Origin of the sequence: Bacillus sp. GBSW19 (genome assembly GCF_002998655.1) — a bacterium.
GTDB lineage: Bacteria > Bacillota > Bacilli > Bacillales > Bacillaceae > Bacillus.
In genome coordinates this window covers 280,336-292,061 of sequence record NZ_PVRF01000001.1, presented here as the reverse complement: position 1 = coordinate 292,061, position 11,726 = coordinate 280,336, and the positions used below count along the sequence as shown (strand labels likewise).

13 protein-coding genes, 1 tRNA gene, 1 pseudogene and 1 riboswitch are annotated in these 11,726 nt (G+C 37.4%); of the genes and pseudogenes, 6 read left to right on the top strand and 9 right to left on the bottom strand.

Translation table 11 applies throughout. The annotated features are described in order from the left end of the window. Positions 1–159 precede the first annotated feature (159 nt). Both catA and C6344_RS01565 read right to left on the bottom strand, forming a co-directional pair. Complete coding sequence (gene catA, locus C6344_RS01570) at positions 160–822, bottom strand: type A chloramphenicol O-acetyltransferase (protein WP_066031020.1); 663 nt, start codon at positions 820–822, stop codon at positions 160–162. Positions 823–976: 154 nt separating this feature from the next. Beyond that, positions 977–1,807: a sialate O-acetylesterase gene (locus C6344_RS01565; protein WP_066031021.1), complete on the bottom strand. Its 831-nt coding sequence runs from the start codon at positions 1,805–1,807 to the stop codon at positions 977–979. A gap of 167 nt (positions 1,808–1,974) precedes the next feature. Here C6344_RS01565 and C6344_RS01560 point away from each other — a divergent pair, with 167 nt between their 5' ends. The 3 genes from C6344_RS01560 (at position 1,975) to C6344_RS01550 (ending at position 3,601) form a co-directional block, all read left to right on the top strand. Continuing rightward, positions 1,975–2,394, top strand: coding sequence for a hypothetical protein (locus tag C6344_RS01560; RefSeq protein ID WP_060596046.1), 420 nt, complete (start codon positions 1,975–1,977; stop codon positions 2,392–2,394). A 461-nt stretch (positions 2,395–2,855) separates the two neighbouring features. Continuing rightward, entirely contained in the window at positions 2,856–3,362 is a 507-nt protein-coding gene (locus C6344_RS01555) for a hypothetical protein (RefSeq protein WP_060596045.1), read from the top strand. Between the two features lie 50 nt (positions 3,363–3,412). Beyond that, positions 3,413–3,601, top strand: a complete 189-nt coding sequence (locus C6344_RS01550; RefSeq protein WP_106072668.1) for a hypothetical protein — start codon at positions 3,413–3,415, stop codon at positions 3,599–3,601. A gap of 228 nt (positions 3,602–3,829) precedes the next feature. On the opposite strand, the gene hag is transcribed toward C6344_RS01550, so the two are convergent. Both hag and C6344_RS01540 read right to left on the bottom strand, forming a co-directional pair. After that, positions 3,830–4,783 (bottom strand): flagellin Hag, encoded by a 954-nt coding sequence (hag, locus tag C6344_RS01545; RefSeq protein WP_106048790.1) that lies wholly within the window; start codon positions 4,781–4,783, stop codon positions 3,830–3,832. Further along, positions 4,773–4,958, bottom strand: coding sequence for a hypothetical protein (locus C6344_RS01540; RefSeq protein ID WP_060596034.1), 186 nt, complete (start codon positions 4,956–4,958; stop codon positions 4,773–4,775). Before C6344_RS01540 ends, hag begins: the two co-directional genes overlap by 11 nt. A 273-nt stretch (positions 4,959–5,231) precedes the next feature. Between C6344_RS01540 and C6344_RS01535 the strand changes: the two genes are divergently transcribed. After that, complete coding sequence (locus tag C6344_RS01535; RefSeq protein WP_060596033.1) at positions 5,232–5,678, top strand: MarR family winged helix-turn-helix transcriptional regulator; 447 nt, start codon at positions 5,232–5,234, stop codon at positions 5,676–5,678. 32 nt (positions 5,679–5,710) lie between these two features. Then, positions 5,711–6,652 (top strand): acetyl-CoA carboxylase carboxyltransferase subunit alpha, encoded by a 942-nt coding sequence (locus C6344_RS01530; protein WP_066031023.1) that lies wholly within the window; start codon positions 5,711–5,713, stop codon positions 6,650–6,652. Positions 6,653–6,852: 200 nt separating this feature from the next. On the opposite strand, the pseudogene C6344_RS01525 reads toward C6344_RS01530, so the two are convergent. After that, positions 6,853–7,014: pseudogene (locus C6344_RS01525) on the bottom strand (porphobilinogen synthase); the annotation flags it as partial. A gap of 182 nt (positions 7,015–7,196) precedes the next feature. Beyond that, positions 7,197–7,616 carry a MarR family winged helix-turn-helix transcriptional regulator gene (locus C6344_RS01520; protein WP_060596031.1) on the bottom strand — a complete coding sequence of 140 codons (420 nt, stop codon included), beginning with the start codon at positions 7,614–7,616 and terminating at the stop codon, positions 7,197–7,199. Positions 7,617–7,728: 112 nt separating this feature from the next. Between C6344_RS01520 and C6344_RS01515 the strand changes: the two genes are divergently transcribed. Continuing rightward, a complete protein-coding gene (locus tag C6344_RS01515; protein WP_066031024.1) occupies positions 7,729–8,715 on the top strand; it encodes a YhdH/YhfP family quinone oxidoreductase in 987 nt (328 codons plus the stop codon). Positions 8,716–8,970: 255 nt separating this feature from the next. Here the strand turns inward: C6344_RS01515 and C6344_RS01510 are convergent. From C6344_RS01510 to C6344_RS01500, 3 genes are all read right to left on the bottom strand, one after another. Beyond that, a tRNA-Val gene (locus tag C6344_RS01510) sits at positions 8,971–9,043 on the bottom strand. 129 nt (positions 9,044–9,172) lie between these two features. Continuing rightward, positions 9,173–10,351 carry a cystathionine beta-lyase gene (gene metC / locus C6344_RS01505; protein WP_066031025.1) on the bottom strand — a complete coding sequence of 393 codons (1,179 nt, stop codon included), beginning with the start codon at positions 10,349–10,351 and terminating at the stop codon, positions 9,173–9,175. Continuing rightward, positions 10,348–11,466 (bottom strand): methionine biosynthesis PLP-dependent protein, encoded by a 1,119-nt coding sequence (locus C6344_RS01500; RefSeq protein WP_066031026.1) that lies wholly within the window; start codon positions 11,464–11,466, stop codon positions 10,348–10,350. The genes metC and C6344_RS01500 overlap by 4 nt, the downstream gene beginning before the upstream one ends. A 79-nt stretch (positions 11,467–11,545) precedes the next feature. After that, a riboswitch (SAM riboswitch) is annotated at positions 11,546–11,667 on the bottom strand. Between the last annotated feature and the right edge of the window lie 59 nt (positions 11,668–11,726).

Genomic DNA, 11,726 nt, shown 5'->3' with positions numbered 1-11,726 from the left:
CACATACAATAATTTACAAAGCACCGAAAAGAAACCGCAAAAAGAACAAATGTAGCATCGTAAACCTTTGGCACATTTCATGATCATCACAAAACAAAAAGGCAGACTCATTTCAGTCTGCCTTCATCTTCTAGATTTCCATGGGAGTACCTGTTGTCTTCAGGTAATTTGCATTGTATCATTTAACCACTCGTCACAATGTTCTATAAGCCACCTCAAATATTCCACATATTGACCGACGTGATAGCCATCACAAACAGCATGATGTACTTGAATCGCAACGGGCAAAATGACTTTTCCTTCTTCCACTTTAAATTTGCCTATCGTAAATATTGGCAGTAAATAAGTCTCATTTGTAGATACATTAAGGTTAAAAGAAGTAAAATCAACCCACGGCAGACTTGAAATATTGAACATGTTTTCTGGCATATTAGGTTTGGGAAATAGTTTGCTGCTTTCGCTAAATGTTTCAATGTCCGCTACACAGCTTTTATAAAACTGAGCAAAGTTTTCGTCATAAGGCGTCCAAATACTTGAAAATGTCTTTGTTTCTTTATTTAGAATCGTATAACTAGGATGGAGAAGTTCCCAGTAACCAAGTTCATCGTTCAATTGATCCATTCGAAACTCCGGTATTTTTTGCACAGCTCTTGCTAATAAATAAATTTGCACAGGATATACTTTTAACTTTTTTTCTTTCAATATTGAAAACAATGTCGTGATGTCTAGATCGATCACCAGGCTATATGAGCATCGGGTTAGAGTCATATAATGATGAAAGTGCTCTTTTCGCGGGTAATTTTCGTCTATTTGTTTAAACATTTTTTATCTCCTCCTGAATGTGATTTCATGTATTCAGGAGGAGACTTTATCTGTTTTCACCACCACAATCATCCTTTCAAGAGATATGTTATGTTTCTGTCTATCACAACTATGAGTTATAACGGTTTCATTCAAAGGCTACCATAAGCTTAACCTACGATAAAGCCTCCAGCAACTCTTCGTAAGTAATCTTGCCCAACGTGAACTTTTCTAGTGCTATGTATTTTTTCTCCGCTGAGGTATTCATTCTATTATGACATTCATTGACTAACTCATTTTCATTTGGTATTGGCTCATGTATATGTTCTTTTTTTCGAAATGCTTCATAGTACCTTATACCAAATATTCTCTGGGACATCGCATTGATGTGAATTCCGTCTGGGTTAGATATAAGACCTTTCGCAGTAACATAATAACAATTTTCATTATGATGTGCATATTTTTGTAGTTCCTCATTAATACGTTGATATTCCACACCCCCTGCGCCAAATGCCACCTTTCCCAAGTAATCGCCCAAACCTCCTATTAAAAGCGGAATGTTAGGTACAGATAATTCAGTTCTTAGTTCATGAAATAATCTTAGTATTTTTTCATAGTATGCTTTGTATTTCCCATCTTGGCTGTCACTTTCTCCTTGATGCCATAATATCCCGACCAATTCGCTATTTTCCTTTGCAAATTTAGCTTCATTTATTGCATGACGAAATAATGCTCCGTCTAGCGACCACTCATCAATGGAACTGCCACCTTCGGCACATGGAATAAGACCAATCTTCTCTCCTTCATGATCCTTGCACCAAGCCTCCGCAAAGGAAGCCGCCAGTCCTACGCCAGCTACCGGCCTATCAAAATGAATGGGTTCAGTCATCATTTGCCATCTACCATTTCGCAGCATCATGATTCTTTCATTATAAATCGGAGGCACTTCATGTTTAAAGCCGCGCCCCGCCATATTTGATTGTCCAATTAGTAAAAGTGACTTCATATCTTTCTCCCCTCCACTAAATATTTTATCAAATGTGTATTCTCCTGAACGTTATCATTTTACCCTTCCTTTATTTTTTCACATTTGTCTACTTTTGTCGAAAGGATAGTAAACAGAAATTACTTAGTGTAAGATCCTTATGCATCTATCAATCAGGAGGATCGACTATGAAGAAATATTTTGTATTATTTTTTACATGTTTATTATTGTTAACAGCTTGTAGCAATGCAGCATCTACTAAAAAACAGCTCACAACAGACAACGTGATTGAAGCGTTCAAAAGTGCTGGACTTGAAGCAGAAAAACCAACTGATCTTGAACAAAAAGAGTTTGGAAATATAAGAGAAGAAGGAAAAAGGATTCTCATTCCTTCTTTAGGTGAAAATGCTGGTGGAAGGATTTTTAAATTTGGAAATGAAACTGACCTTAACCAGGCCAAATCTTATTATGATGAGTTGGGCAATGCTGGATCTATGTTCTTCTCTCACACATATTCAAAAGGGAACTTCCTGCTTCAAATGAACGGAGAAATGAAGGATTCTGAATTTGAAAAATATAAGAAAGTGATGGATGAGGAAATAAAATAGTTTCATATTTTTTACTTATTGCTTCTTTAATCTTTAACAAGAAGGGTTCTTTACGATGGTCTCTAATTAAGCTGGATCGAACTGTCACCTCTACCCAGTCAAGGTAGAGGTATAGAATTCTGTCATTACCAGTGACACCCTCTAATTCACTTCTACCGTTACTACAGAAGCTTTTTATCCTCCGGTATTCCTTCGTTTTTTAAGAACTAAAAATGTTACCTCTTTATTCTTAATCTTTGTTGATTCTTTGTTAATCATGTTTTTCATCAATATGCATACATATTGTACCGTTCAAACCTTATAACAAATAACCTATTTACTTCTTTTATTTACAAATGATAACATTCATTAGAGTAGGAGGAATATTTCTAACAGCTAAAACAAAATATTGCATTACTAAATAAGCCTTACATTCCTTGAAAGCCTAATGTCTAAAATATATTCAAAAGTAGGAGTTTATTATGGAAAAACTAAGTTCTTCTAAAGGTTTAATCTTATCAACAGTTGCAGGAATTTCTGTTTTTATATTCACACCTTTTGCAGAAGCAAATGTTACTAAAGCTCTCGAAAAAGAACAGTCCTTTTCTTATTCATCTGTAAAATTTTCTTTTGAACAATCAAAAGAGCCTACAATAGATGAGATTGCACAGTATTGGAATCTAAATGAAGAAGAAACAGTAAAGTTCAAAAAAGTAATAAAAGAAGCTCAGTCAAAAACATACGGAGAAGCTACTTTACACGGTAAATTCACTTCGGCTATAAAAGCAATAAAAGGAGCTTATGACCAATTACCAACTAAACTGAAAGTAATGATAGGCGGTGTAACAGGGTTAGAAACCATTCTAATCACTCTCGAACACTATACAGGCGCTCTTGAACATGGTATTTACTTAGGCGCTCTTAAAGTGACTGGAAGTGAAAATGCAGCATGGTGGGTTGCTAAAACCATCATGTTGTTCGTTTTTTAAAATGAACTAAAACACACCTAAATGGAAAACAACAAGGAGGTGCTTGGTTAGTGACACAGGAAAATAAGGCATCCAAAGGTTTGTTAATTACTTTACCCGCCGCTATTATCGCTATTGTGTTGATTTTAGGAAAAATTGATACACTTGTAACAAATATTTTATTTTATGTAGTAGCTTTTGGTGTAATGGGTTTAACTGTTTCAAGCTTAATAAAAGACTACAAAAAAAAGAAAGATTGATTACTTGTCAGTGAGCTGCTTTATGTAGCTCCCTGTTTGTGAAAACAGGATAATGACCAACACTGAGAAATACAAAAGACTCTCTCGAATATTTGGTTAGTTGGATAGTATTATTATTTGTCGTATTCATTGGCGTTGAAGCGTCTTTTAGAACGATCTATAAAATAAGACATCGAACCGAATAAAGACAAACAAAAAAAGCCCCTATATATAGGGGCTTTTGATTTATTAACGTAATAATTGAAGTACGTTTTGTGGCTGTTGATTCGCTTGTGCAAGCATCGCTTGAGACGCTTGAGAAAGAATATTGTTCTTAGTGAATTCACTCATTTCTTTTGCCATGTCAACGTCACGAATACGAGATTCAGCAGCCGTTAAGTTTTCACCAGAAGCACCAAGGTTGTTGATTGTGTGCTCTAGACGGTTTTGAACTGCACCAAGTTTAGAACGTTGTGCAGAAACTTGTTTAATAGCTCCATCAACGATTGCTAACTGATCATCAAATCCACCATCGTCATCAGCTGCAATTGTTTCAAATTTAGATACATCGATATCTTTAACAGACTTACCTGTCTCAACTGCACCATCGTTGTCTGTAACGCCTAAAGCAGCAGCGCTCATATCTTGAATGTTTACCTTAATTTGTTGTGTAGCATTTGCACCAATTTGGAATACTAAAGCATCGCCATCAGTTGCTGGTGTACCTGTACTTGGATCATCTGGATCTGTCGGCGGAACTTCTGGTGTGCCTACTCCATTAAACGTACCATTTAATAATTTTTTTCCGTTAAACTCAGTACGATTAGAAATACCATCGACCTCTTCAACAAGCGCTGTGATCTCATCTTTAATTGCAGCTAAGTCTTCACCTTGCTGTGTACCAGTATTTCCAGCTTGAACGACTAGTTCACGAACACGTTGAAGGATGGAGTGAGTTTCAGTCAATGCACCTTCAGCTGTTTGGATAAGAGAGATACCGTCTTGGGCGTTTTTAGAAGCCATTTCTAATCCGCGGATTTGTCCACGCATTTTTTCAGAGATTGCTAGACCTGCTGCGTCATCTCCTGCACGGTTAATTTTAAGACCAGAAGATAGTTTCTCCATGTTCTTTTGGCTCGCACCGTTGTTTGCTGATAAACGGTTTAATGTGTTAAGTGCTGCGATATTGTGGTTAATTCTCATTTCCTATTACCTCCGTGTAATTTTTTTTAGAGAGCTTATCTGTAAAGTCCATTTGGATGAGAAGCTCTTCCTTAGAATTTTCGATTTCTAAGGCATGTGTATAGTAGTAACGCAGAGCACCTTTTGGCTCTCTTACTTTACTACCGTATGTAACATCAGTTATGGCAATATTCATGAAACCTCCTTCTATTCATTCAAAATGATTAGTCTTGTCACTTTTACGAGACTAGATACCCGCCATAACAATGAGTATTATGTTACCTACTATAGACTGAACTTCCATATATTTTAGTTTGTGGAAATTGTTAATTTCACAAATTAGACACATTTAACAAGAAGAAATATCTCGTCCATGTTGTCATATTGGCTTATGTTAAGCTTGTGAAAAAACCACATTGATGTATAATACAATTAATGTATGATACATGAATTGTAGGAGGTTGACCTTTTGAAAAGAGAAGATGCCTTAAAACTAAGAACAGATATTAAGAAAATGATTATATTAACTGGGGTTTTCGAATCTCAAAATTTGCCGAATGGACCATTTGAAAAACCTCTACCAACTTCTCAAATGATGGCGTTAGAGGAACTAGAGGTGGAAAGATTAACTGTTTGGCAACTATCCAATAAACTTAGACTAGATACTTCAACTGTAAGTAGATTGGTAGATAAGTTAGTAAAAAAGGGACTTGTTTATCGTGAAGTAAATGAAAAAAATAGAAGAGAACTTTTTCTGCACCTCACAGAAAAGGGTCACATTACTGTTAATCGCTTAAGAGAACAATCCCTTACATTTTATCAACGTATCCTCAATAATTTATCAGAATCAGAACAAAAAATAGTTGTGGATGGTTTTGAATTATTTATTGATTCTATTTCTAAGTCTTTTGATTAGAGTGAGGTAAATCATAACCTTTGGAGGATAAAATGAGTTTGGATTTTGAACGTCCTATTATTGAACTAAAAGAGAAATTTGATGAATTAAAGAAAATGATGAAAGAAAATAATGTAGATTTATCGTCAGAAATTCATTTATTAGAAAAACGTTTAAATAAAATGCAAGATGAAATTTATTCTAATCTTACAGCTTTTCAACGAGTTCAAATTGCAAGGCTACGTAACCGGCCCACGACATTGGATTATATACCTTTATTGTTTACAAACTTTTTCGAACTTCATGGTGATCGATTATATGGTGATGATAAAGCAATGATAGGTGGTATTGCAAAATTTAAAGGAATGCCCGTTACGGTTATTGGTCATCAAAGAGGTAGAAGTACAAAGGAAAATATAGAAAGAAATTTTGGAATGGCTCATCCAGAAGGATATAGAAAAGCGCTAAGACTGATGAAACAAGCTGATAAATTTAATCGCCCTATTATTACATTTATTGATACAATAGGCGCCTATCCAGGGAAAGGGTCTGAAGAACGTGGAATTTCTGAAGCGATAGCTCGAAATCTATTTGAAATGGCTACGCTTAAAGTGCCAATTGTTTGTATTGTAATTGGAGAGGCATCAAGTGGTGGAGCTCTTGGCATTAGTGTCGGTAACCATATCCATATGTTAGAGTATTCATGGTACTCGGTAATTTCGCCAGAAGGAGCAGCATCTATCCTATGGAAAGACGCTAAGTATGCTCCAGAAGCTGCTGAACATATGAAAATTTCAGCAAAAGATTTAAAACAGTTAGGAATGATTGATGAAATCATTCCTGAAATGAAAGGTGGAGCACAAAATGATATCAAATCACAGGCACAAATGATTGAATCTGTGATCGAATCATCTCTAAAAAAATTGACACCATTATCCTCAGAAGAGCTTATCCAACAGCGATATGAAAAGTATAGACAAATAGAAAATATTTAAAGTCCGTATTACATTTAGGAGGGTTCTTACAAGATAGTTCTAAATATTTTGTAAGTAACCTCTTAAACTGAATATGCTGATACTATTAAAAGATGTGTGATCGGTATGAAAAAGGATTTCTTCCATCAATACTTTTTCTGAAGGTCCTCAAATAATTCCTCATAAAAAAACAGACCCTGCATGGTCTGTTTTCATTTTGCCTATATGTTTTGAGATTCTCCATCTCTCAGTCGCCGAGCCATATCTAAAGCAAAATAAGTCAAAATGCCATCGCATCCGGCGCGTTTGAACGACATTAATGATTCTTCAATTACAACATTTGCATCAAGCCAACCATTCTGAATAGCTGCCATCAACATTGAATATTCTCCACTGAAGAAAGAATTTTGTCCATTCCTTACCTAATTTCCATAAAAAACTTAATATTATATTTATTATCACATCCAAGGATTTACAAAGCACCGAAAAGAAACTGAAAAAAGCTCCTGTAAAGGAGCCTTGTGATAGTTATCGATTTAATATGGAACTTGTTTATAAAAGTACATCATTGAAAATTATTTATAATTGTACTTAATGCTTTCTTTAGTACAACCTTATCATCATTTGACAAGTTTTGAAGCGCTGTCTCGTTCAGTTCAATTGTTGCTGCTTCAACTTGATCTCTAATGACTAAAGATTTTTGAGTAGCCTCTACTAAAATATTTCTTCGATTGTTTGGATCTATTGTGCGTTCAATTAAGTCAGCTTTTTGCATTTTATCTAAAATTCCAGAAACTGTTGAGGCTTCTAAATATACAAGTTCTCCAATTTGTTTAGGAGATAACTGACCCTCTCTCCACAGACAGTTCAACACACCATATTGAGCGGGTGTCAAATCACATTCCTCTAAAAGTTTACTAAAGTACTTGAACACTTTATTTTGACTAACACTTAGTAAAAAATTTATGCACTCTAATAATTCCATTTTATCTCCCCCACATTGACTTTACCTATAATATCATGGTAGTTTTTTAATTGAAATACTTTTGCACCAGAAATATTTTGTTGTAATATATTTTTAGAGAGGAAGATAAACAATGGATTCATTTAAAGCGATTCTAGTTACAGAAAAAAATGATCAAGTTAGTTATGATCTTCAAAATGTAAGTGTTAATGATTTATCTGAAGGAGAAATATTAATTAAAGTAGCATATTCTTCAATCAATTATAAAGATATGCTGGCTGTTCAAAAAAATGGAGGTGTTATTCGTAACTATCCAATGATTCCTGGAATTGATCTAAGTGGGACTATCGTTCATACAACAGATAATCGTTTCGTAGAGGGTCAACAAGTGATTGTCACAGGTTTCGCTATGGGCATGAGCCACACTGGAGGTTTTTCTGAATATGCTAGAGTACCTGCGGATTGGATTGTTCCTTTGCCAAATAACTTGACTTTAAAAGAAGCAATGATTTTTGGAACAGCAGGCTTTACCGCAGCTCTTTCTATCATGGCTTTACAGGAAAATGGTATGAGTACGAAAAATCAACCTAATATACTCGTTACAGGGTCAACTGGTGGAGTTGGTAGCATTGCTATACAATTATTATCTAAAATTGGGTACAACAATATTTTTGCTTTAGTGCGTAAAGATCATCAAGTTGATATAGCAAAATCTTTAGGAGCAGCTGATGTCATTTTTGCAAACGAGTTAGGAGAGCTAAAAAAACCATTAAACAAGCAAAAATTTGACTTCGTCTTAGATACCGTAGGAGGAGATGTGGCTTCTGTGATCATTCCTCAAATTTCTTATGGTGGAAGCATGAGCATGTGCGGGAATGCAGGCGGAATTAAATTAACAACAACTGTGTTACCTTTTATTCTAAGAGGAATCAACCTTCTAGGGATCGATTCTGTAAATGTACCAATCAATAAACGCAAAGTCATTTGGAACGAGATAGCAAACGAATGGAATATCTCCCAAACGACCCTAGTCAATGAGATTACTCTCAATACGTTACCTGAAAAAATTGAAGCCATTAAAAATGGTCAACATTTAGGAAGAACCATTATTAAATATTAAGATAAACGAACTTTATTTATTTAAATTACACCAGACAAATATTGAATGTATTGATGCAGATACCCCATCCCAAACAGGTGGGGTACATCTATTCAAAAAAGAGCGGGACATGCTAGTGCTAAAATACCCTCAGATATTTATAATCATGTCACAAACAAATTAGAATTTAACACCGCAGAACACTTTAATCGTTTTAACCTAAAAAAACAACCTGCAAAAAACAAAAAAACCCTTGCTAGGCAAGGGTTTAAACGATGATTCCGACTGGGCTCGAACCAGCGACCTCTACCCTGTCAAGGTAGCGCTCTCCCAGCTGAGCTACGGAATCGGGTTATGTATCAGTTCTGGGCTTTCTGTTACTGACAGTCTCTATTATATAACCATCATGATTCGTCGTCAATGGTTTTATTCAAAAAAGGTCAAAAAGCCGGTAACCGGACCGGCTTTTTTCTCTCCTTTATGATTGGTTCACAAGAACTGGCTTAAGTTGATCGAGTGCTTGTTTGAAGTCGCGTTTGAGGTCTTCTCCGTTTTCGACCCCTACACTTAATCGAAGCAGGCCATCTGTAATCCCTCTTTTTTCTCTTTCTTCTTTTGGCATAGCGGCATGTGACATTTTGGCTGGGTATGACAGAATGGATTCGACGGCGCCAAGGCTGACGGCGAATACTGGTAATGTGACAGCATCCACCAATTCTTTGACAGCTGCTTGGTTTTCTAATTCAAATGAAAGAACAGCTCCTGCTCCGCTTGCTTGCTTTCGCTGAATGTCCGCCCCTGGATGGTCATCTAAGCCTGGATAGTACACTTTTTTCACCGCAGGATGCTCTTTGAGAAATGAGGCCAGTTCGAAGGCCGTTTGGCTTGCTTTTTCTAATCTGACCTGAAGGGTTTTTAACCCTCTTAACACAAGCCAGCAATCCTGCACGCCAAGCACCGCACCGAAGGAGTTTTGCAGCGAATAGAGTTCTTCTCCCAGCTTCTCGTCTTTCACGACAGCTAAGCCTGACAGTACATCACTGTGACCGCTCAAAAATTTCGTTGCGCTGTGCAGGACTACGTCAACGCCAAGGTCCAGCGGACGCTGAAGAGCAGGCGTTAAAAATGTATTATCTAAGAATGTCAGACAGTCATGTTCTTTGGCAAGCTGGACGACGCTCCCAATATCCGTAATACCTAGAGTCGGGTTTGACGGTGTTTCCATGTAAATGACTTTTGTATTCGATTGAATGCCTCTTTTGACTTCATTCAAATCGGTCATGTCCACAAAGGTATGCTCGATGCCAAATCGCGAAAGAACTTGGGTGATCATTCGAAATGTACCACCGTACACATCTCTTGTGACAAGGACATGATCGCCCTTTGATAATAGAAGAAAAGCAGTTGAGATGGCTGCCATGCCTGATGCAAAAGCAAGCCCTCTTGTTCCTCCTTCTAGCGCCGCAATCGTATCCTCTAATGCTTGACGTGTAGGAGTCCCCGATCTTGAGTAGTCATATTGACCAAATTCATCGAAGCTGCTTTGATGGAATGTGGATGCATGCTGAATTGGCACACTGACTGCACCTGTTGAACGATCTGTTTTAAACGCATTATGAACGAGTTGGGTTTCGAGTGTCCAATCGTGTGTGGTCATTTGGCGTGTACCTCCTCTTTCACTTGTGATAGTGCCTGTTTCAGGTCTGCTTTCAGGTCATCTACGTGCTCAATGCCAACGGAGAAACGGAGCAGTTTGTTACAAACGCCATTTGCAATGCGAATCTCCTCTGGGATATCCATATGCGTTTGCGTTGCAGGATACGTAATAAAGCTTTCGATTCCGCCAAGACTTTCAGCAAAACAGATCGTTTTCAGCTGCTTCAAAAATGGATTGACCCAGTCCTCCTTGGCTACACGGAATGACAGCATTCCTCCCTTGCCTGGGTAAAGGACATCTTGAATTTCTGGCTGTTTCTTTAAAAACTCTGCCAGCTCCTTCGCATTTGCCTCGTGCTGGCGCATTCTAAGAGCCAGTGTTTTCATTCCTCTCATTAAAAGCCATGAGTCAAACGGAGATAAAACGGCTCCAATTGCGTTTTGATGCTGGAACATGTCTTCAGACAGCTGCTCTCCTTTTGTCACCACAAGACCGGCAAGGACGTCATTGTGTCCGCCTAAATATTTGGTTGCACTATGGATGACAATGTCCGCTCCAAGTGTAATCGGCTTTTGCAAAACGGGTGTGTAAAAGGTGTTATCGACAATGACCAAAGCGCCATATTCTTTTGCAATCTTCGCTATTTTTTGAATATCTGCTTCCTGCATCAATGGATTTGTCGGCGTTTCAATAAAGACCGCTTTTGTGTTTGGCGTGATTTTAGAACGTAAACAGTCTTCATCTGAAAAATCATCGTAAAGAAAACGTAAGCCGTACTTTTTCCATTCGTTTTCAAACAAACGGTATGTACCGCCATATAGGTCTGATGAGACGATGAGTTCATCTCCGCTTTCAAATAATGCCATGATCGTTTGGATCGCAGCCATTCCCGAACTGAAGGCAAAGCCGGCCGTCCCTTCTTCGAGTGAAGCAATCGCATCCTCTACAAGCTGCCTTGTTGGGTTTTTCGTTCGAATGTAATCAAATCCGGTTGATTCCCCTATGCCTCTATGTCTGTATGCTGTTGAAAGATAAACGGGGGGGCTGACCGTGCCAGTCGCCTCTTCGCTGCGGTTTCCAATTTGCGCTAATGTCGTTTCCACATGTTCTGTCATTTGACACCATCCTAAGTAAAAATCTGATTTCAAAACAGAAAACCCCTTCTTCATAAGAAGAAGGGGTTTTAATCGCTTCCTCTTATCTTCCAAGCAAAAAAGCTGCTTGCTGGATTTAGCACCTTGGTACATCACATGAAGTGATGCATACCGGTTGCTGAGGTTTCAAAGGGCCAGTCCCTCCACCTCTCACGATAAGAATGTGTTGTCTGTCTGTTCTAATTCTTAATACTGTAACGCATTAAATCTTATTTTTCAAG